The sequence below is a fragment of the Stenotrophomonas indicatrix genome (assembly GCA_041545745.1).
Classification (GTDB): Bacteria; Pseudomonadota; Gammaproteobacteria; order Xanthomonadales; family Xanthomonadaceae; genus Stenotrophomonas; species Stenotrophomonas indicatrix_A.
Genome location: CP168152.1, coordinates 3,099,345 through 3,119,056, shown reverse-complemented (window position 1 = coordinate 3,119,056; position 19,712 = coordinate 3,099,345). Strand labels below are relative to the sequence as shown.

Annotated in this window: 17 protein-coding genes and 1 tRNA gene; 8 read left to right on the top strand and 10 right to left on the bottom strand. The window is 67.0% G+C overall.

Annotated elements, in window-relative coordinates:
• Nucleotides 1–32 precede the first annotated feature (32 nt).
• Nucleotides 33–497 (bottom strand): hypothetical protein, encoded by a 465-nt coding sequence (locus ACEF39_RS14355; protein WP_500285540.1) that lies wholly within the window; start codon nt 495–497, stop codon nt 33–35.
• Between the two features lie 180 nt (nt 498–677).
• On the opposite strand from ACEF39_RS14355, the gene ACEF39_RS14350 reads away from it, so the two are divergent.
• On the top strand, nt 678–851 hold the full coding sequence (locus tag ACEF39_RS14350) for a hypothetical protein (protein WP_500285539.1): 174 nt from the start codon (nt 678–680) through the stop codon (nt 849–851).
• Between the two features lie 54 nt (nt 852–905).
• Here the strand turns inward: ACEF39_RS14350 and ACEF39_RS14345 are convergent.
• From ACEF39_RS14345 to ACEF39_RS14330, 4 genes are all read right to left on the bottom strand, one after another.
• A tRNA-Ala gene (locus tag ACEF39_RS14345) sits at nt 906–981 on the bottom strand.
• 137 nt (nt 982–1,118) lie between these two features.
• A complete protein-coding gene (locus ACEF39_RS14340) occupies nt 1,119–2,033 on the bottom strand; it encodes an alpha/beta hydrolase (protein WP_500285538.1) in 915 nt (304 codons plus the stop codon).
• Nucleotides 2,023–2,916 (bottom strand): alpha/beta fold hydrolase, encoded by an 894-nt coding sequence (locus tag ACEF39_RS14335; protein ID WP_500285537.1) that lies wholly within the window; start codon nt 2,914–2,916, stop codon nt 2,023–2,025. Before ACEF39_RS14335 ends, ACEF39_RS14340 begins: the two co-directional genes overlap by 11 nt.
• 20 nt (nt 2,917–2,936) lie before the next feature.
• Nucleotides 2,937–3,992, bottom strand: coding sequence for a sugar phosphate isomerase/epimerase family protein (locus tag ACEF39_RS14330; protein ID WP_500285536.1), 1,056 nt, complete (start codon nt 3,990–3,992; stop codon nt 2,937–2,939).
• Nucleotides 3,993–4,093: 101 nt separating this feature from the next.
• On the opposite strand from ACEF39_RS14330, the gene ACEF39_RS14325 reads away from it, so the two are divergent.
• Nucleotides 4,094–4,675: a TetR/AcrR family transcriptional regulator gene (locus tag ACEF39_RS14325; RefSeq protein ID WP_500285535.1), complete on the top strand. Its 582-nt coding sequence runs from the start codon at nt 4,094–4,096 to the stop codon at nt 4,673–4,675.
• Between the two features lie 9 nt (nt 4,676–4,684).
• On the opposite strand, the gene ACEF39_RS14320 is transcribed toward ACEF39_RS14325, so the two are convergent.
• A complete protein-coding gene (locus ACEF39_RS14320) occupies nt 4,685–4,921 on the bottom strand; it encodes a hypothetical protein (RefSeq protein WP_500288069.1) in 237 nt (78 codons plus the stop codon).
• On the opposite strand from ACEF39_RS14320, the gene ACEF39_RS14315 reads away from it, so the two are divergent.
• On the top strand, nt 4,884–7,214 hold the full coding sequence (locus ACEF39_RS14315) for a TonB-dependent receptor (RefSeq protein WP_500285534.1): 2,331 nt from the start codon (nt 4,884–4,886) through the stop codon (nt 7,212–7,214). The genes ACEF39_RS14320 and ACEF39_RS14315 overlap by 38 nt on opposite strands.
• Before the next feature lie 138 nt (nt 7,215–7,352).
• Here the strand turns inward: ACEF39_RS14315 and ACEF39_RS14310 are convergent, their stop codons facing one another.
• Together ACEF39_RS14310 and rnd are read right to left on the bottom strand one after the other, a co-directional pair.
• Nucleotides 7,353–8,528 carry a serine hydrolase domain-containing protein gene (locus ACEF39_RS14310; RefSeq protein ID WP_500285533.1) on the bottom strand — a complete coding sequence of 392 codons (1,176 nt, stop codon included), beginning with the start codon at nt 8,526–8,528 and terminating at the stop codon, nt 7,353–7,355.
• Between the two features lie 348 nt (nt 8,529–8,876).
• Complete coding sequence (rnd, locus tag ACEF39_RS14305; protein ID WP_500285532.1) at nt 8,877–9,956, bottom strand: ribonuclease D; 1,080 nt, start codon at nt 9,954–9,956, stop codon at nt 8,877–8,879.
• A gap of 84 nt (nt 9,957–10,040) precedes the next feature.
• On the opposite strand from rnd, the gene ACEF39_RS14300 reads away from it, so the two are divergent.
• The gene (locus ACEF39_RS14300) at nt 10,041–11,924 is read left to right on the top strand and encodes a formylglycine-generating enzyme family protein (RefSeq protein ID WP_500285531.1); all 1,884 of its coding nucleotides are present in this window, start codon (nt 10,041–10,043) and stop codon (nt 11,922–11,924) included.
• Nucleotides 11,925–12,026: 102 nt separating this feature from the next.
• Complete coding sequence (locus ACEF39_RS14295) at nt 12,027–12,917, top strand: M48 family metallopeptidase (protein ID WP_500285530.1); 891 nt, start codon at nt 12,027–12,029, stop codon at nt 12,915–12,917.
• A gap of 594 nt (nt 12,918–13,511) precedes the next feature.
• Here the strand turns inward: ACEF39_RS14295 and xseA are convergent.
• The gene (xseA, locus tag ACEF39_RS14290; protein WP_500285529.1) at nt 13,512–14,852 is read right to left on the bottom strand and encodes an exodeoxyribonuclease VII large subunit; all 1,341 of its coding nucleotides are present in this window, start codon (nt 14,850–14,852) and stop codon (nt 13,512–13,514) included.
• A gap of 45 nt (nt 14,853–14,897) precedes the next feature.
• Nucleotides 14,898–15,968, bottom strand: a complete 1,071-nt coding sequence (gene queG / locus ACEF39_RS14285) for a tRNA epoxyqueuosine(34) reductase QueG (protein WP_500285528.1) — start codon at nt 15,966–15,968, stop codon at nt 14,898–14,900.
• A gap of 23 nt (nt 15,969–15,991) precedes the next feature.
• On the opposite strand from queG, the gene ACEF39_RS14280 reads away from it, so the two are divergent.
• From ACEF39_RS14280 to ACEF39_RS14270, 3 genes are all read left to right on the top strand, one after another.
• A complete protein-coding gene (locus ACEF39_RS14280) occupies nt 15,992–17,476 on the top strand; it encodes an NAD(P)H-hydrate dehydratase (RefSeq protein WP_500285527.1) in 1,485 nt (494 codons plus the stop codon).
• Nucleotides 17,473–17,955, top strand: coding sequence for a tRNA (adenosine(37)-N6)-threonylcarbamoyltransferase complex ATPase subunit type 1 TsaE (tsaE, locus tag ACEF39_RS14275; RefSeq protein ID WP_500285526.1), 483 nt, complete (start codon nt 17,473–17,475; stop codon nt 17,953–17,955). The genes ACEF39_RS14280 and tsaE overlap by 4 nt, the downstream gene beginning before the upstream one ends.
• Nucleotides 17,956–18,037: 82 nt before the next feature.
• Nucleotides 18,038–19,609, top strand: a complete 1,572-nt coding sequence (locus ACEF39_RS14270) for an N-acetylmuramoyl-L-alanine amidase (protein ID WP_500285525.1) — start codon at nt 18,038–18,040, stop codon at nt 19,607–19,609.
• Nucleotides 19,610–19,712: the final 103 nt, after the last annotated feature.

The window sequence follows — 19,712 nt, the reverse complement described above, 5'->3', positions numbered from 1 at the left end:
GCCCGCTGCAAACGGGCGCGGCAGGCGCCTGCTCAGGGGGCGAAACGGATCTGATTGGCGTCGCGGATCTGGATCTGGGTCTGGTAGTAGTACTTGTCGCTTTGCTGGCCGTTCGAATCGATGAAGGCGATGCGTACCCGACCCGCGGTACCACGCACCAGCAGGCGCCGGTTCTGCAGCTGTTCGAGCTTCATGCCGAATGCTTTTTCCAGTTCCGGGCGCAGCGCGGCATCGATGTTGAGCGTGATGTTGAGTGGATGTCGGTAATCGCGCTCGCTGTTGAGGTAGATGCGCCCGCCTTCGGTACCGATGGCCTGCACGGTCAGCACGAAAACGCCGGAGATGCCGCGAGTGGGATCATCCTGCGCCGCACGCACCGCTTCGTAGTTGCCGATATAGCCCGGTGGCGGCATCGGTTGTCGGTCAAGGCGATGCGCGCAGCCAGTGGCGAGCAGCAGTGGGATCAACAGGGCAGACATCAGGGCAGGGCGATACATGGCGCATCCTTGTGCGAGGTGATCAGCCGATTGTGATCACGCGACGATGACGATCACAAGCACTGCAGGAGCGTGATGGCTGCACGCGCCGTTCGCAGGCAGCCGACCACTGCATCACGCAGGCGCGGCTAGCGTTGTCTGCGTCACGCTGGCCTGTTGCCGGCGACGTGGGAGCGATTCATGACCGAACACGACAAGAAGCCCTCCAACGCACGCGAAGGTGTGCAGGAGAGTCGGCAGGACAAGCGGCAGGATGACGTGGCCAAGCAGCGTCCCGGCCAGCAGGACCAGAAGGTGCGCGATGCACATTCACGTGCACCCGCGCGCAAGGACGGCGGGCAGGACCCGGCCTGAGCGGCTGGCCAAAACAGAAAGCCCCGGCAGTGCCGGGGCTTTCTGTACTTCATATGGTGGAGCCAAGGAGGATCGAACTCCTGACCTCGTCATTGCGAACGACGCGCTCTCCCAGCTGAGCTATGGCCCCATGGGGGGGGTGCTTCATCCCGTGGGCAGCGGAGCTGACACCACGTGATGGCCCTAGCATAGCGCTGGCCGGTGCCGGCTGCAAAGGGGCGGGCCGGACATAGCGGCGCAGGTGACCTGCGCCACTGCAGGCCCGGCTCAAGGCAGCAGGGCCGCCGCGCGCTGGACCGCGATATCGGTCGCAGCCGACACGCCCTGCAGGTGGATGCAGGCGTGGATCATCCCCGGCAGGCGCTCCAGCGTGCAGTCCACGCCCGCCTCCTGCAGGTGCGCGGCGTACTGTTCAGCTTCGTCGCGCAGCGGGTCGAACTCACAGCTCAGTACCGTGGCCGCTGGCAGCCCGCGCAGATCGCGGGCATGCAGGGGCGAAGCCAGCGGCTGCCGGCGGTCACCGTCGCCCAGGTAGGCCTGCCAACAGCGCTGCATCAGTTCGGCGCTGAGGTAGTAGCCGACGGCGAACTCGCGATAGGAGCTACTGGCCATGGTGGCATCCAGTGCCGGGTACAGCAGCAGTTGATGCGATGGCAACGGCAGCCCCTGATCGCGCAGCAGCAGGCAGCACGCGGCGGCGAGATTGCCGCCGGCGCTGTCACCACCGATGACCAGCCGTGCCGGATCAAGACCCAGCGCGGCGGCATTGGCCTGCAGCCACAGCCAGGCATCGGCGACGTCGTGCAGCGGCGTCGGGAACGGGTGCTCGGGCGCCAGGCGATAGCCGACGGCAGCGATGACATGGCCGCTGGCATTGGCCAGGGCCCGGCAGGGGCCGTCATAGACCGCCAACGAGCACTGGAACCAGCCACCGCCGTGGGCGAACAACAGGGCAGGGCGCGGATCCGTGCCGCTGCCTGCGGGCGTGTACAGGCGCACGACCAGCGCATGGTCGTCGCGCGCGCTGATGACGTGCTCCACGACATGCGATACCGCCTCGGCGGCACCCTGCAGCGTGGGCAGCGCCTGCTCGCTCAGTGCGCGCAGTTCCAGTAGATCGCCTGGCAGCGGTTGCGCCGCCACCGCATCCACGAACGACCGCAACGCAGGTTCAAGCGGCATGGTCAGCCTCCTGCAGGAACGGCAGCAGTTGCGCCAGGAAGGCCTGCGGTGCTTCTTCCATGATGAAGTGGCCACAGCCCGGAACGACGCTGCCGCGCAGGTCATCGGCATGCGGTTGCAGGGTCAGCATCGGGGCGTTGCCGGTGGCGTGCTCGGCGCCGATGGCCAGCACCGGCATCGTCAACCGGCGTTGTGCGCGGATCTGGTTCTGGCGGATGGTTTCCGGGATCGCGCGGTACCAGGCAAACCCTGCACGCAACGCGCCGGGTCGGCTGTAGGCAGCGATATAGGTTTCGCTGGCTACCGCGTCGCGCCGGTACGACCAGCGGTCGAACATGAAGTCCAGGTAGGCGCGTTCGCGACCGCTGATGAGTGCCTCGGGCAGATCGGCCACCTGGTTGAACATGAAGTGCCACAGGAAGATGTTGTCGGCTGGCGCGGCGAAGATGCCCGGCTCAGGCGCCAGCCCGGGAATCACCGCTTCGGTCACGGCCAGGCGCTGTACCGCCTGCGGCTGGTCGCTGGCCAGCGCATAGCCGATCCACATGCCGATGTCATGGCCGACCACCTGGTAGCGCTCGTGGCCGAGAGCCTGCATGGTTTGATGCAGTACCGCGGCGGCACTGCCGGTGTCGTAACCGTGCGCGGGACGATCGGATTCGCCGATGCCGGGCGGGTCGACCGCGATCGCTTCGAATCCGGCCTCGGCCAGCGCGTGCAGCACGTGGCGCCAGGCGTACCAGGTCTGCGGCCAGCCTGGGATCAACAGCACCGGTTGCCCGCTGCCAGCGGATACGCAATGCACGCGCTGGCCGTCGATGCGCAGATAGTGGTGGCGCAGGGTGTCGTCGCCGGGGGTACCAGCGGTGGGGATGTTCGTCATGGGGATGTTCCTGTGATGGCTCAGGCGATGCCGAGCATGTGCTGCATCTGGGCGCTGCTGATCGGCGCGCCGGCGAAGTCGTCGAAGATCTTGTCGGTGACCGGGATGATGTGGTCGCGGATGAAGGCGGCACCTTCGCGCGCGCCGGCTTCCTGGTCCTTCAGGCAGCACTCCCACTCCAATGTTGCCCAGCCGGCGTAGTCGTACTGCGCCAGCTTGGAGAAGATCGACTTGAAATCGACCTGGCCATCGCCCAGCGAGCGGAAGCGGCCGGCGCGTTCGGTCCAGTCGGCATAGCCACCGTAGATGCCCTGGCGGCCAGTGGGACGGAATTCCGCGTCCTTGACGTGGAACATGCGGATCAGCGGATGGTAGATGTCCAGGAACTGCAGATAGTCCAGCTGCTGCAGCACGAAGTGGCTGGGATCGAACAGGATGCGGCAGCGCTCGTGCTGGCCCACGCGCTCGAAGAAGCGTTCGAAGCTGGTGCCATCGTGCAGGTCTTCGCTGGGATGGATTTCGTAGCAGAGGTTGATGCCGTTGTCCTCGCAGGTATCGAGGATGGGCCGCCAGCGGCGTGCCAGCTCATCGAACGCGGCATCGATCAGGCCCGGCGGACGCTGCGGGAACGGGAACAGGTAGGGCCAGGCGAACGAGCCGGAGAAGGTGCCCATGTCCTGCAGGCCGAGCCGGCGCGAGGCGCGGGCGGCCAGGTGCAGCTGCTGCTGCGCCCATTCGCTGCGTGCCTTCGGGTTGCCGCGCAGTGCTTCCGGTGCGAATCCATCGCACAGTTCATCGTAGGCCGGGTGCACGGCCACCAGCTGGCCCAGGATGTGGGTGGTCAGCTCGCTGACCTGCAGGCCGTGCTCGGCCAGGGTGCCACGCAGGTCATCGCAGTAGTCCTGGCTGTCGGCGGCGGTGGCCAGGTCGAACAGGCGCGCGTCCCATGCCGGAATCTGCAGGGCCTTGAAGCCATGGCCGGCGGCCCAAGCGGCGATGCCGGACAGGCTGTCGAACGGCGCTTGGTCGCCAGCGAACTGCGCCAGATGCAGGCTGGGGCCTTTGAGGGTTTGCATGTGTTGCTCCAATTATTTGTTGATCGACAAAGAATAGGCGCGTGCATCGGGATGGTCAACACCCGCGTTACACTGCGCGCCTCAGAACGGCAGGCAGGCAGATGGCAGGGCGACCGCGCGAATTCGACAGGGACCAGGCATTGCGCAAGGCGATGCTGCTGTTCTGGCAGCACGGCTATGAGGGCACCTCGATGTCGGCCCTGGTCGAAGCGCTTGGCATTGCCTCGGCGCGCATCTACGCCGCGTTCGGCAGCAAGGAGCAACTGTTCCGCGAAGCGGTGGCGCTGTACGAGGACGGCGAGGGCGGCTTCGCGCCGCGCGCGCTGGAACAGGCGTCACTGCGCGATGCGATCGGCAGCATGCTGCGTGATGCCGTGCTGACCTATACCCGTCGCGGTCGTCCGCATGGCTGCCTGGTGGTGTCCTCGGCCAGCAGCGTGTCACCGGATGGCGAGGGCGTACGCGACTGGCTGGCCAGCCACCGCCGCCAGCGCACGGCGGCGATCATCGCGCGGCTGCAGCAGGCGCAGGCGGCAGGCGAGCTGGCGGCCGATCTGTCCGTGCAGGCCCTGGGTGATCATTTCGCCACGGTGCTGCATGGCATCTCGGTGCAGGCGCGAGACGGCATCAGCCGCGAACGCCTGCTGGCGATGGTCGAGGTTGCGCTGGCGCCGTTGCCGTGAGATCCGGGGTCAGATCCGTTTCCCCTTGGGAAACGGATCTGACCCCGGGCGGTGCTGGCTGACTGTGCCGAAACCGCTTGTTTCACCGGGTTCGGGTGCCGCGCAACGAAATTGTAACAATTTGGAGGATAATGGCCGCTTGCGCAGTTTTTCTCCTATTTGCCGCCCGGTCAGCGCAGGCCGCACGGACGCCTCCTCAGAGCTTTCGATGCCTTCCCATTCCGATTCCCGCCGTTCGTCGGGCATGTCGTCCTCCCTCGTTTCCTTCCGTCGCCATCCGCTGGCCCTGGCCTGTGCAGGCCTGGCCCTGGCTGCCAGCTTCGGTGCTGCCGCGCAGGACAGTGCGCCGACCCCGACCGGGCTGGACACCATCACCGTGACCGCCGAGCACCGCGAGCAGAACCTGCAGGAAGTGCCGGTGTCGGTGGGCGTGGTGCAGGGCGAGCGCATGCGCGACTTCACTGCCGGCGGCGACGACACCCTGCTGGCGCTGTCCGGCCGCGTGCCGAGCCTGTATGCGGAAACCACCACCGGCCGCATCTTCCCGCGCTTCTACATCCGCGGCCTGGGCAACATCGATTTCTACCTGGGTGCCTCGCAGCCGGTGTCGATCATCCAGGACGACGTCGTGCTGGAGCACGTGGTACTGAAGTCCAACCCGGTCTATGACGTGGACCAGGTGGAAGTGCTTCGCGGTCCGCAGGGCTCGCTGTTCGGTCGCAACACCACCGCCGGCATCGTCAAGTTCGACACCCTCAAGCCGACCCAGGACTACAGTGGCCGCGTCAGCGCCAGCTATGCCTCCTACAACAGCGTGTCGATCGACGGTGGCTTCGGCGGCCCGATCAACGACATCGCTTCGTTCCGCGTGTCGGCCCTCTACCAGCACCGCGACGACTACGTCGACAACACCTACACCGGCACCAGCGCCGACGGCACGGTCAGCCCGAAGAAGAACGCCATGGGCGGCTTCGACGACCGCAACGTGCGTGCGCAGCTGCTGCTGACCCCGAGCGACCAGTTCTCGATCCTCGCTTCGGCCCACGCCCGCGACTACGAAGGCACCTCAACCCTGTTCCTGCGCAACGCGCTGACCAAGGGTTCGAACAAGACCGACGTGCCGCGTGACCAGGTCGCCTACGACGAGGCCGACAACAACCCGCAGGCGTACAAGACCTACGGCGGTTCGGTGAAGGCGCGTTATGACTTCGGCGCGATCGACTTCACCTCGATCACCGCTTACGAGACCACGTCAGGTTACAGCCGCGGTGACACCGACGGCGGCGCCGCGGTCAACTTCCCGGTCAATGGCGTGCCGAACGGCTACGGCCAGTCGATGGGCCAGATCCGTGACCTGGACCAGTGGACCCAGGAATTCCGCCTGGCCAGCCATGATGACAGCGCTCTGCAGTGGCAGGCCGGCGCGTTCTATTTCAACGGCAGCGATACCACCGACTTCTACCAGCGCGCCTGGTTCCTGAAGGGCGCGGCGCGCAACCCGAACAACTGGGTGCGCCTGCGCAACAAGAACACCTCGTGGGCTGGTTTCGGCCAGCTCAGCTACGCCTTCACCGACAAGTTCACCGTCACCGCCGGCCTGCGCCAGACCCGTGATGAGAAGCATACCCGTCTGTTGAAGACCGCCGACACCGCCGCGGGTGCAGTCACCTACAAGGGGCGCACCGACGTCAAGATGACCGACACGACCCCGAGCTGGGATCTGAGCGCGATGTATCAGATCACCCCGGACGTGAGCGTCTATGCGAAGGTCGCGCGTGGCTTCCGTGGCCCGACCATCCAGGGCCGTTCGGCAGTGTTCAATGCGGACTTCACCACCGCCGATTCGGAGACGATCCTGTCCTGGGAAGCCGGCGTGAAGAGCAGCCTGTGGGACAATCGCCTGCGTTTGAATGCCACCGCGTTCACCTACACCGTCAACGACATCCAGCTCAACGGCAACGATTCGGACGGCAACGGCGTGCTGTTCAACGCCGACAAGGCCAAGGCCTACGGGTTCGAAGCGGACATGGAACTGCGCCCGATCCCGAACCTGACCCTGAGCGCCGGTCTGAGCCTGCTGCACAGCGAGATCAAGGACAAGCGCGTGTATGCGCAGGTCTGCGCCCTGAACGGCAAGGTGGTGTGCACCGTCGATGACCCGACCATCAAGGTCGGTGCCAACACCTTCGCCCAGATCGATGGCAACCCGCTGCCGAACGCGCCGAAGTACAACATCAACCTGGCCGCGCGCTACGACTTCCCGGTCAGCGATGCAGGCACGATGTTCGTGTCCACCGACTGGAACAAGCAGGGCTACACCAGCTTCGTGCTGTACGACAGCCAGGAGTTCAACTCCAAGGGTGATTTCGAGGGCGGCCTGAAGATCGGCTACTCGGGCAACTACGGTGCCTACGAAGTGGCGCTGTTCGCGCGCAACATCACCAACGAGAAGAACCTCAAGGGTGTGATCGAGAACTACATGGCGGCGGTCTACAACGAACCGCGCACCGTGGGTGTGTCGCTGAACATGAACTGGTAAGACGCATCGGTCGGTACCGCACGCGGTACCGACACCTTTGCACTACCTTCCAGACGCCCTGCCTGTGCAGGGCGTTTGCCGTTGTGGGAACTGACACGCGGAATCGACGCCCCGCAGGTGCAGGGCGTCGTAACGGGTCTACTTGGCGGCGGGCGTGACAGCAGGGGCCAGCTCGGCGAACAGGCCGCCGAGCACACCCATGGTTGCCGTGTCGGCGCCCATGTCTTCGGCGGCGTTGGCAATGGCGATCACGCCACTGTTCTGTGCGGGGAACAGCACCACCCAGGCCAGCCAGTTGCCATCGGAGCCACCGTGCACCAGCACCGGGCCCTGGCGACCGGCGATGGACGGCTGCACGCCCCAGTCCAGACCTGAGGGGCTGCCCGGTTGCGCGCTCTGCATCAGCGTGTAGGACGCCGGCGTCAACAGCGTGCCCTTGCCGTGGCTGCCGGCGAGCTGGTCGATGGCGAACAGTGCCAGGTCCTGCAGGCGCATGTGCAGGTTGCCGGCGGCGGTGTAGATCGGCGGTACGCCATCGTCGGCTTTCTGCGGCGCGCGGGTGACCGGCTTGCCGCTGCGGTGGCCCAACGGCTGCCCTGCCGTGGTCGGCCCGAAGCCGGCACCGGTCATCTTCAGTGGCTGGAACACCTCGCGTTGGATCAGCGTCTCCACGTCCTTGCCTGTGGCGCGCTCGGCGATCACGGCTGCGATCAGGAAGCCGCTGTTGCTGTAGGCGAATTCCGTTCCCGGCGGGTGGACCGGCGCCTCTGACAGCGCGGCCTTGATGTAGGCCTCGCGCTGCACCGGCAGGGCACGCGTGTCGGTGAAGAACGCATCCAGAGCGGTGCCATCGGTGAGGTTTTCCGGCAGGCCCGCGCGGTGCGACAGCAGCTGCACCAGCGTGACGTTGCGGTAGGCCGGCTGCATCTGTGCGGCCAGGTCGGGCAGCATCGTCGACAGCGGCGCATCCCACTTCAGCACGCCCTGTTCGACCAGGCGCGCGATCATCGCCACGGTGATCGGTTTACCGGTCGAGCCGATCATCCAGGCATCGCTGGTGCTGGCGGCCATCTTTTCATCATTGCGGCGCACGCCGCTGACGGCCTGCTCGGCGATCTTGCCGTCGCGGATCACCAGCACACCCATGGCCGGCGTCGTCGTGCCCTGTAATGCCTGAGCGATGCGTGCCTGCAGGTTATCGGCGGCGCTTGCACTGGCAGCGACGCACAGGAGTGAAACGCCCAGCCATCGGCGCAGGTGGCGCATCGGGCGGGAGGGGGAAGCTGCGGTCCGTTCGGAGATGATCGTGTGCATGGGAGTCCTTTGCGCAGCAGCGTGGGCAGGACCTGCGCCGACGGCATCGGTCCTGCGGGGTGCGTCGTCCACTCGTGCCTTGAACAGGCGTACAAGGTGACGTGCGATTCACTCTTGCACGCCGCCGACGCAGGCGTATGTGTCTGCAGTCATGTACATGAACCGAGCGGCGCGATCCTGTTGGCGGACGTACAGGATCGCGGCAGGCATCGCTGCGTGCAGCAATCAGCGGTGGGCTGGCTTCGGGGGACAGTGGCGCGAAGTGGCGCGCTGCAGGCACGCGCCGAATCTCAACGCGATGCCCGTGTCAGCCGTCGCCGCGCTGCATGCGCGACGACGGCAGGGGGCTCAAGCGCTGGGCAACAGCGGTGCGAGCACCGGCTCCAGTTCCTGCTGGCGCCATCCGGCCAATGCGGCAGGCCACTGCCGATGCTCCAGATAGCTTTCCAGATGCTTGCGTGAGGCCAGTACGCCGTCGGCCAGGCCGAGCTCGCGGCTGCGTTCGGCCACTGCATCCTGCAGCTTCTTCAGCAGCTGTTTGCTGGCCTCGCTGGCCTGCATCGCCAATGGCGCATCGGCTTCGTCGGCCAACGGCGTATCCAGCGCCTCCCATACCGCAGCGGCGAGCTTGCGCGGCGCCTTCGGGAACTGTTCGAACAGCTTGCTCAATGCGGCGGCATCGGCTGGCGGGGTGCGTGCCAGGGTCGCGGCCAGTTCATTGTCCAGGATCCAGCTGCGCGGACGGTCGCTGGCGCGCGCCTGCACATCGCGCCAGCGCAGCAGGCGCAGCAGGCGGCGCTGCGCTGGCGCGTCCAGGAACTGCGCCGAGCGCATGCCCAGGTGTGGCCAGCGGTCTTCGTCATTGGCGACGCTGGCCAGGAGCCGCTCGCCGTCGTCGTGCAGCCACTGCTGGCGCCCCAGCGATTCCAGCTTGGTGGAAATCGCGTCATGCATCGCGAACAGATGCTCGACGTCGTCAGCAGCGTACTTCAGCTGTGAGTCCGACAGCGGCCTGCGCATCCAGTCCGAGCGGGTTTCGCCCTTCTCCAGTGCCACGCCGGTGATCTCCTGCACCAGTTTCTGGTAGCCCATGCCAGCACCAATGCCGGCCAAAGCGGCGCCGATCTGGGTGTCGAACAACGGGCGCGGCAGCACGCCGCAGGTCCACTTGAACGCCACCAGGTCTTCGCTGGCGCTGTGCATCACCTTGGTGATGGATTCATCGGCCAGCCACGGCGCCAACGCCTCGGGCATGCCGGGAATCAACGGGTCGATCAGCAGGATGTCCTCGCCGACGGCCATCTGCACCAGCGCCAGCTGCGGCCAGAAGGTGCGTTCACGGATGAATTCGGTATCCAGGCCGATGCGGGTCGGCCGTTGCTGGCGGTATGTGTCCAGCTCGGCGGGGGTGGTGATCCAGATTGCCACAGGTCAGGGCCTACTACTCGTGTTTGCTCAGGCAGGGGAGAATAGCCTAACGTCGGTCCGCATCCGTGCCGAAGGAGGCCCTGCTTGCGTTTTCTGCTGTCGCCCGTGCTGTGTACCGCCTTGGCCGTGGGCCTGGCCGGTTGCACGCCATCGCCCCCTGCGCAGACCTCCGGTGGCACTGCAGGCCAGCCGGCCGATCCTGCACCGCAGGCCGGTCCGGCACCTGGTAGCGGGCAGGGCACGGTGACCATTGCCGGTGACGATGCGGCCGAGGACATCCAGCAGTGGACGCCGCCGCGGGTCGATCGCCAGGGGCGTACGCTGGCACAGCTGCGCCGGGCTGCCGAGCAGGCTTTCGCGCAGGGGCATCTGTACGAAGATGGCGATGCGGCCGTGCCGCTGTGGCTGGCGGTGCAGGAAGAGGAACCTGACGACCGCCAGGCGCGTCTGGGCCTGCAACGTGCGAAGCAGCGCCTGCTGCAGCAGGCCGATGCGTTGCTGCAACGGCCATTGCAGCAGCGTGAAGCGCTGGCCGAAGCCGGGCGCCAGGCGCTGGTACTGCTGACCCTGGCGCCGAAGGATGAGAAGGTGCGCGCGCTGCAGGGGCGGGTGGAGACGGCGCAGCGCGTGGTCGCCTACAACCGCGCGGGCGAAGACGATCTGCGTGCCGATCGGATAGGTGAAGCCGGTGATGGTGCGATTGGCAACTTCCGTGAAGCACTTGCGCTGGATCCGGCGAATCGTCGCGCGCGGCAGGGGCTGGCAGCTGCGGAAAGCGGGCTGATCCGGCGTGCCGAGGATGCCGCGCGCATCCGCGATTTCGCCAGTGCCGGCGCGTGGTTGGCAGAAGCCAGCAAGGTGCGGGATTCGTCACCGACCATCGCCGATGCGTTCGAGCGCATCGAGCAGATCCGTGCAGCGGCACTGGTCCGGCTGCGCGATGGCGGCCTGCATGATCTGACCACCCCGCAGGGGCTGAAGCCCGCGCGCGAGAAGCTGGCCGAAGCGTTGCGCATCGCCTTGCCGGGCGACGCGGTGGTGGCGCAGCTGCGCGAACGCATCGAACTGGCCACCCATTACGGCAGCTTCCGGCCGGGACAGGTGTTCAGCGATGCGCTGCGTGATGGCGGCCGTGGACCGCAGATGATCGTGGTGCCGCATGGCGGATTCCAGATGGGCGCCAGTGATTCTGAGCCGGGCGCAACCGACGCAGAGCGACCATCGCACTATGTGCGCTTCGAGCGGGGGTACGCGATGGCGATCACCGAGATCACCGTGGGTGATTTCGAGCGCTATGTGAAGGCGACCAATGCCCGCCCACGCGCGACCCGGCGTGGACATTCGGTGGTCTATGACGAGCGCAGCGGCAATTTCATCCGTCGCAGCGGCGTGGACTGGCGGTCCGACTATGACGGCGGGCGGGCACTGGGCAATTCGCCGGTGATGCACGTCAGCGTGCGTGACGCAGAGAACTACGCGACCTGGCTTTCCGAGCAGACCGGTCGCAGTTACCGCCTGCCCAGCGAGGCCGAGTTCGAGTACGCGATGCGTGCCGGCAGCAGTGGCCGTTACCCGTGGGGCGATGCCGGGCTGCCACCGGAAGGCAGTGGCAATTACACCGGCAGCAAGGACGTTTCACCGTCCGGCAGGCATTGGCACAACGCCTTCGTCGGCTATGGCGATGGGTGGTGGGGGCCGGCACCGGTCGCCAGTTTCCAGGCGAACGGCTTCGGGCTGCACGACATGGGCGGCAACCTGAGCGAGTGGGTGGCCGATTGCTGGCATGCCAGCTATCGGCGCGCACCGGCCGATGGCGTGGCCTGGTTCAACCCGGGCTGCCGTTCACGGGTGATCCGGGGTGGCAACTGGGCCAATGCCCCGGAGCAGACCCGGGCAGCCTGGCGGCAATCGCAGGATTCGGATACCACCAACGCGCGCATCGGCTTCCGGCTGGTCCGCGGGATCTGACGGGCACGCCTGGATCGGCGCCGGCTTCACCCGCCGCAGGCAGTGTCGCACTAAGATTGCGCCGTGCCCGCCGGCCGGCGGGGTCAGCCGGAAGACCTGCCGATGCGCAACGATCCTTTTTCCCGCTCGCCGCAGCAGCGGCGTGGCCTGTTCGGCAACATCCGCTGGTGGGTGCTGCTGCTGGCCGCCGGTTATGCGGCGTTCTACTGGTTCTCCAACCGTGCGGTCGACCCCTATACCGGCGAGAAGGTGCTGATCGACAGCAGCCTTGATGCCAGCCAGGAGAAGGCATTGGGCCTGCAGGCCTACCAGCAGATCCTGTCCCAGGAACGCCCGCTGGGCCCGAACGAATCGGTCTCACGGGATGTCCGGGCGATTGCTGAGCGACTGATCGCCAAGGTGGACGTGGTCGAGACCGCGCTGGCGCAGGAGCACGGGCTGCAGCCGGCACACTTCGCACGCGACTTCGAGTGGGAAGTGAATGTGATTCCGTCCGAACAGGCCAATGCGTTCTGCCTGCCCGGCGGCAAGATGGCCGTGTACACGGGGCTGATTCCGGTCGCGCGCACCCGCGATGCGATGGCGGTGGTGATGGGCCATGAAATCGCCCACGCGTTGCTGCGGCACGGTGCACAGCGCATGGCCCAGCAGAAGTTGACCCAGATCGGCCAGGTGGCCGGCGCCGCCAGTGGCATGGATGCGCAGCAGCAACAGATGATGATGTCGGCGATGGGCTACGGCTATCTGTTGCCGTATGCGCGCAGCCACGAGACGCAGGCTGATGAGGTAGGCCTGATGCTGGCGGCCGCGGCGTGTTTCGACCCACGCGAGGCGATACCGCTATGGCAGCGCATGGGCCAGGCCGGTGGTGGCCAGTCGCCGCCGGAATTCTCTTCGACCCACCCCAATCCGGGTACCCGTATCCAGAACCTGCAGGCGTTGATGCCGAAGGCACTGGAGTACCGGCAGAAGTTCTGCGAGCAGGCCAGGTAAAGGGTGGTTCGGCAGGGCTGCGCCCTGCACCCGCGGTAGTGCCGGCCGCTGGCCGGCAACCTCAACGGCAACAGCAACAGCGGGCTATCCGTGGGATGGCGGGGTGGGTCCGGTTGCGGGGGACGCTGCAAATACGTCCCTGTAAGCTCGGTCGCGCCATCCATGGCGCTTACGCCCCCGCAACCGGACCCACCCCGCCTTCGACAGATTTCCGCGATCGGTTGGAATGGCGTTGCCTGCTCTTGGTGGGTGTCGACCTTGGTCGACACGTAGATCCACGCCATGCGTGGATGGATCTCCATCGAGATCGAATATTTCGACAATTGAACGAGGAGCATCCACGCATGGCGTGGATCTACCAGACATCGGCAGACTGTCGAAGGTGGGGCGGTGTCGGATTGCGGGGTGTCCGCGGCATGGGCCCGAGGCAAGCGGCGGACAAGCCTGCAAGGACGTACTTGCTGCGTCCCCGCAATCCGACACCGCCCCGCCATTCCACGGAATGCCAGCTGTTGCTGTTGCTGCTGAGGTTGCCGGCCAGCGGTCAGCACTACCGCGTCTGCAGGTGCAGGGCGCAGCCCTGCCGAACAACCCTTACTTGACCGCAGTCACCTGGACGTCGATCACGCCGTCACCGACCCGGGCCTGTAGTGCGTCACCCGGTTGCACCTGCTCGATCCGACGTACCAGAGCGCCATCGTCTGCACGGGTCACGATGCTGTAGCCACGCGCGACGGTCGCCAGTGGACTGACCGCTTCCAGCGACCGCGCCAGGCCACGCAGGCGAAGCGCATCACGCTGCAGCAGGCGCTGCAGTGCCGCTTGCGGGCGTCCGCCCAGCGCGGCAAGGCGACGTCGCAGCGCTTCCATCTGCCGTTGCGGATGGTGACCTCGCAACACTGCAGCGGCGTGGCGCAGGCGGGCCGCGCGACGCTCCTGCTGCTGGTTGTGCGCCGCATGCAGTCGTCGCCCAAGGTCCAGCTGGCGACGGCGAAGCAGATCCAGTCGTGCCTGCGGACTCTGTGCGTTCAAGCGCAGCAAGGCACGATCAGCGCGCTGCATGGCCTGCTGCAGGGCGTGGCGTTGCAGCTGCACCATGCGGGCCGCATTGCGACGCAGGCGCAGAGCCAGGTCGCGCTGATCGGGTACCAGCAGTTCTGCGGCTACCGATGGCGTCGGTGCGCGCAGGTCAGCGGCAAAATCGCTGAGACTGAAGTCGGTTTCGTGGCCCACCGCCGATACCACCGGCGTGCCGCTGGCGGCGATTGCACGGGCAAGGGCTTCATCGTTGAACGCCCACAGGTCTTCCAGCGAGCCACCGCCGCGGGTCAGCAGAATCACGTCGTAGCGGCCACTGGCATCGGCGGCCTGCAGCAGACGGGTGATCTGCGCGGCAGCGGTCGCGCCCTGTACCAGCGTCGGCAGCAGATCCACCTCCAGCAACGGGAAGCGGCGGCCGAGCACGCTCAGTACGTCGCGCACGGCGGCACCGGTGGGCGAGGTGATCACCGCCAGGCGCTGCACATGGGCTGGCATCGGCCGCTTGCGCGCGGGGTCGAACAGACCCTCTGCCTCCAGCCGCGTCTTCAGCTCCTCGAACGCGCGACGCAGTGCGCCTTCGCCGGCCTCCTCCATGTGGTCCAGTACCATCTGGTACTCGCCACGGGCGTCATACAGGGTCACCTTGCCGCGCACCAGCACGCGCATGCCCTCGCGCGGCACGAACTTCAGGTACTGCGCCTTCATCCTGAACATCGCAGCGCGCAACTGCGCACGCGCGTCCTTCAGGGTGAAGTACAGATGGCCGGACGCCGGGCGCGCCACGCTGCCCAGTTCGGCTTCCACCCAGATCGCCGGGAAGCTGCCTTCCAGCAGGTCGCGTGCCAGGGTGTTGAGCTGGCTGGGGGTGAAGACGTCGTTGTTGCGTGGTTGCATGGTTACGGCGTGGGGCAGATGGAGCAGGGGGCTCAGGATCGCACGTCAGCGCTGGCCGTGCTGGGCCAGTGCCCAGTGCACGTGTTCGCGGACCACGGGCGAAGCATCCTCGGCGCGCGTCTGCAGCGCCGACAGCGTCTCTGCCGTGGTTGGCGCATTGCCCAGTGCCACGGCGATGTTGCGCAGCCAGCGCTCGTGGCCGCTACGGCGGATCGGGCTGCCTTCGGTGCGGCGCAGGAATTCATCCTCGTCCCACGCGAACAATTGGTCCAGACGTGCGGTGTCCAGGTTGTTGCGTGCGCGGAAGTCGGCCTCGTCGGTGCGCTTGGCGAACTTGTTCCAAGGGCAGACCAGCTGGCAGTCGTCGCAGCCATAGATGCGGTTGCCGATCAGTGGTCGCATCTCCACGGGGATCGCGCCGTCATGCTCGATGGTCAGGTAGGAGATGCAACGGCGCGCATCCAGGCGCTGCGGGCCGGTGATGGCCTTGGTCGGGCAGACATCGATGCAACGCGTGCAGGTGCCGCAGTGCGCGGTGGCCGGCGTGTCGATCGGCAGCGGGATATCGATGTAGATCTCGCCGATGAAGAACCACGAGCCGCCGTGGCGGTCGATCAGGCAGGTGTGCTTGCCGATCCAGCCCAGCCCGGCGTTGCGGGCCAGTGCGCGCTCCAACACCGGCGCCGAGTCGACGAAGACGCGGTAGCCCAGCGGCGCTACCTCATCGTTGATCTGCGTGGCCAGCTTCTGCAGGCGGTTGCGCATCAGCTTGTGGTAATCGCGGCCGAGCGCGTAGCGGGCGACGTAGGCGCGTCCCGGATCGGCCAGGGTCGCCCACGCTTCGGTGTCATCCCTGTGGCTGTAGTCCATGCCCACCGAGATCACCCGCACCGTGCCGGGCAGCAGCTCGGCAGGTCGCGCGCGCAGGGTGCCGTGGCGGGCCATCCAGTCCATCGTGCCGTACAGGCCCTGGCCGAGCCAGTCGGCCAGGTGCGCCTCATCCTCGCCCAGTTCAATACCGGCGATACCGCAGCGCTGGAAGCCATGCACGCGCGCGAGGTCGCGGATGCGCTGTACGGCCAGGGCCGGATCGAGGGGGGCAGGGACGGGGGACATGTGCACCAGTATAAAATCCCCGCATGGCCAACCTTGCCGATCTGTTCGATTCCCGTGCCGCGCGCATGCTCGATGCCCAGGCCTCCGCGCTGGCGGGTGATGGTGGCTGGGGCTTGATGGCCCAGGCGGGGCAGGCGGCCTGGCAATGCCTGCTGCAGCACTGGCCGCAGGCGCGACGGATCGGCGTGGTCGTTGGCAGCGGCAACAATGGTGGAGATGGTTACGTGCTGGCCCGCCATGCGCTGCAGGCGGGGCTGCTGGTCCAGGTGGTCGCGCTGCCGGGCAGCCCGCCTTCCACGGCGCTGGCGCAGCGCGCCGCAGCGGATTTTAAGTCCGCCGGCGGAACCGTCACTGATTTCAATGGCGAACTGGCCCAGGCCGATATATGGGTCGATGCCCTGTTCGGCCTTGGCTTCTCCAGGGCCCCAGCGGGTGCGACCCTGGCCTTGATCGAGGCGCTGAACGCGCAGCAGGCGCCGGTGTTGGCGTTGGACGTACCCAGCGGTGTCGACGCCGACCATGGCTGCGTACCGGGCGTAGCGGTACGGGCCGCCCTGACGTTGCAGTTCATCGTCGCCCATCGTGGCCTGTACACCGGCGACGCGCTGGAATACACCGGGCGCAGACAGCTGGCGCCGCTGACGCTGCCCGACGAGGCCTGGCAGGGTGTCGTTGCCGCTGCAGAGTGCTGGACGCAGTCGCGCCTGCCGGATCTGCTGCCGCCGCGCCGTGCCAACAGCCACAAGGGTGAGTCCGGCCATGTGCTGTGCGTGGGCGGCAACCATGGCAGCGGTGGTGCCATCGCGATGGCCGCCGAAGCCGCGTTGCGCACTGGTGCAGGTCTGCTGAGCATCGGCACGCGCCAGGACCATGTTGGCCCGCTGCTGGCCAGGTTGCCTGAGGCGATGACGCATGCGCTGGAAGATGGCGATGCGCTGCCCGCGTTGCTGGCAAAAGCCAAGGTCGTGGCGATCGGCCCGGGCCTGGGCCAGGACGAATGGGCACGCGCGTTGTATGCGCGTGTGCTGCAGTCGGGCCTGCCGCTGGTGATCGACGCCGATGCGCTGAACCTGCTGGCGCAGGATGCGCATGCGATGACCGATGCGATCCTCACCCCGCACCCCGGCGAAGCGGCGCGTTTGCTGGAAACCACCACGGGGGCAATCCAGGCTGATCGCTACGGCAGCGCGCAGGCGCTGGCTGAGCGCTATCACGCAGTGGTGGTGCTGAAGGGGGCGGGCAGCGTCGTCGCCGCGCCCGGCCGGACACCTCGACTGATTGCGGCGGGCAACCCTGGAATGGCGGTAGGTGGCATGGGTGACCTGTTGACCGGCATCATCGCCAGCCTGCGCGCGCAGGGCCTGCCCGCGTTCGATGCGGCGGCAGGCGGTGCGTTGCTGCATGCCCTGGCCGGTGATGTCGCCGCCGCCGACGGTGCCCGTGGCCTGCTTCCCACTGATCTGCTGGCGCCCCTGCGGCGGCTGGCCAACCCGGAATGTTCCCGATGACCGAATTCTTCCTTGCTGACAGCGACGCCACCGAACTGCTGGGGCAATGGCTGGCAGCCACCCGTCCACCGCAGGCGCTGGTCGAGCTGCGCGGCGATCTTGGCGCTGGCAAATCGACCACGGCGCGCGCGCTGCTGCGGGCGCTGGGCGTGCAGGGCGCGATCCGCAGCCCAACCTATACCCTGGTCGAGCGCTATCCGTTGTCCAGTGGCGGCGAAGCCTGGCACCTGGACCTGTATCGCATCGGCCAGGCCGGCGAGCTGGATTTCCTCGGCCTGGACGAGGGCAGTGCCGTGCTGTGGCTGGTCGAATGGCCCGAGCGCGGTGCCGGTGCATTGCCCCCCACCGATCTGGTCGTGGCACTGGAGATTGAAGGGCAGGGGCGTCGCGTGCGTCTCACTGGCATCAGCGACGCGGGTCGTGAATGGCTGTTGCGGCTTCCCGACGGTGGCGACTTGCAGGCCCTTTCTGTCGGCTGACGAGAACAAACACCGGCAGGTTACGGATTATTAAGGAAAAAGGTGTTGCATTCCGTTCAGTGCGGTGATTGAATCCTGAGTCATGCGCCCGGGGAATCGACTCATTGCCATCTGTGCCGCCGTCGGACTTGGTCTGGCGAGCGTCAGTGCGTGGGCCGGTGAGGTCCGTCAGGTGCTGCTGAATACCGGTGCGACCGGAACCCGTGCGGAAATCGCGCTGGTCGGCAGTGGCGGCTACAAGACCTTGTCCTTGGCCGGCCCGAACCGGCTGGTGGTCGATTTCCCCGATTCCAGCGCGGTGCGCAACCTGAAAATGCCCTCGCCGCAGGGCGTGGTCACGGCGGTGCGTACCGGGCAGCCGGTGCCGGGAACCTTCCGTGTCGTATTCGACCTGGCCGAGACGGTCGCCCCCTTCCGCCCGCAGATGCAGCGCGAAGGCAGTGAATCCAAGCTGGTGATCGAGTGGCCGGGCGATGGTCCGGCCGTTGCTGCCAGCCGACCTGCGGCGACGCAACCGCCAGCGGCATCTACGGTGAGTCCGGCTTCTACCCCGAACCCGAACCCGACCCCGGCACAAACTGCACAGTCCCGCGGCGATGCCGCGCGAGCCACTGCGCTGTTGACCGCGCAGGTCCAACAGCAGGCCAGTGCCAGCGCTGCAACACCCGCCGCGCCGATGCCGGCGCCGAGTACCACCCCGGTGCAGATGGCGGCAGCGGGTACCACCGCCAGCAGCACGCCCACGTCATCGCCGGCAGCGATCCTGGCCGGTCAGGCCACCACTGCGGTTGTGGCCGCCCAGCCGAAGCCGGCGCCGACACCTGTTGCGCCGGCCGAGTCGCCGCGTCCGACCATGCCCAGCGATGCCTCGCGCATCCGCATGCAGCGGGGCATGCGTCACCTGGTGGTGGCGATCGATCCGGGCCATGGCGGCCAGGACCCCGGTGCCATCGGTCCGACCGGTAAGCGCGAGAAGGACGTCACCCTCGCGGTGGCGCGTGAACTGGCCCGCCAGGTCAATGCCACGCCCGGCCTGAAAGCCTTCCTGACCCGCGACAGCGATGTGTTCATCCCGCTGCCGATGCGTGCGCAGAAGGCGCGGGCGAACAAGGCCGACATCTTCATTTCGATCCACGCCGATGCCGCCGAGAACCGCTCAGCCACCGGTTCGTCGGTGTACGTGCTGTCGACCAAGGGCGCATCTTCGCAGCGTGCGCGTTGGTTGGCGGACAAGGAAAACGCGGCCGATCTGGTCGGTGGCGTGCGCCTGCAGCAGACCGAAGGCACGTTGGCCAACGTCCTGCTGGACTTGGCCCAGAGTGGTTACATGAAATCCTCCGAGGATGCTGCCGGGCACGTGCTGGGCGGGCTGAAGCGGATCGGCAACAATCACAAGCCGAATATCGAACGCGCCAACTTCGCCGTGCTGCGCACCTCGGACATGCCGGCGATGCTGGTGGAAACCGCGTTCATCTCGAACCCGGATGAAGAGCGCCGGCTGATCGACCCCGCCTACCAGCGCAAGGTCGCCGGTGCAGTGCTGGACGGCGTGCATACGTTCTTCAGCCGCCAACCGCCGCCGGGGACGTTGTACGCCGCACGCGCGCAGGCCGAGATCGACGCCGCAAGCACCGTGGCTGGCGGCAGCAAGTAACCCGCTGGATCGCCCGCTTCCGCTAGAGCCAGGCCACGCCTGGCTGGCGCTGCGTAAGGTGGATCTCGACTCTACCTGGCGCCGCTCCGCTATCATCGTGGCA

Excerpts from the sequence above, each read along its gene's own strand:
- ACEF39_RS14325 (WP_500285535.1), top strand. The coding sequence starts at position 4,094 with ATGGCAGGGCGACCGCGCGAATTCGACAGGGACCAGGCATTGCGCAAG.
- queG (WP_500285528.1), bottom strand. The coding sequence starts at position 15,968 with ATGTCCCCCGTCCCTGCCCCCCTCGATCCGGCCCTGGCCGTACAGCGC.
- xseA (WP_500285529.1), bottom strand. The coding sequence starts at position 14,852 with ATGCAACCACGCAACAACGACGTCTTCACCCCCAGCCAGCTCAACACC.
- ACEF39_RS14315 (WP_500285534.1), top strand. The coding sequence starts at position 4,884 with ATGCCTTCCCATTCCGATTCCCGCCGTTCGTCGGGCATGTCGTCCTCC.
- ACEF39_RS14270 (WP_500285525.1), top strand. The coding sequence starts at position 18,038 with ATGCGCCCGGGGAATCGACTCATTGCCATCTGTGCCGCCGTCGGACTT.
- ACEF39_RS14340 (WP_500285538.1), bottom strand. The coding sequence starts at position 2,033 with ATGCCGCTTGAACCTGCGTTGCGGTCGTTCGTGGATGCGGTGGCGGCG.
- ACEF39_RS14350 (WP_500285539.1), top strand. The coding sequence starts at position 678 with ATGACCGAACACGACAAGAAGCCCTCCAACGCACGCGAAGGTGTGCAG.
- ACEF39_RS14320 (WP_500288069.1), bottom strand. The coding sequence starts at position 4,921 with ATGCCCGACGAACGGCGGGAATCGGAATGGGAAGGCATCGAAAGCTCT.
- ACEF39_RS14280 (WP_500285527.1), top strand. The coding sequence starts at position 15,992 with ATGGCCAACCTTGCCGATCTGTTCGATTCCCGTGCCGCGCGCATGCTC.
- ACEF39_RS14330 (WP_500285536.1), bottom strand. The coding sequence starts at position 3,992 with ATGCAAACCCTCAAAGGCCCCAGCCTGCATCTGGCGCAGTTCGCTGGC.
- ACEF39_RS14335 (WP_500285537.1), bottom strand. The coding sequence starts at position 2,916 with ATGACGAACATCCCCACCGCTGGTACCCCCGGCGACGACACCCTGCGC.
- ACEF39_RS14295 (WP_500285530.1), top strand. The coding sequence starts at position 12,027 with ATGCGCAACGATCCTTTTTCCCGCTCGCCGCAGCAGCGGCGTGGCCTG.
- ACEF39_RS14355 (WP_500285540.1), bottom strand. The coding sequence starts at position 497 with ATGTATCGCCCTGCCCTGATGTCTGCCCTGTTGATCCCACTGCTGCTC.
- ACEF39_RS14310 (WP_500285533.1), bottom strand. The coding sequence starts at position 8,528 with ATGCACACGATCATCTCCGAACGGACCGCAGCTTCCCCCTCCCGCCCG.
- tsaE (WP_500285526.1), top strand. The coding sequence starts at position 17,473 with ATGACCGAATTCTTCCTTGCTGACAGCGACGCCACCGAACTGCTGGGG.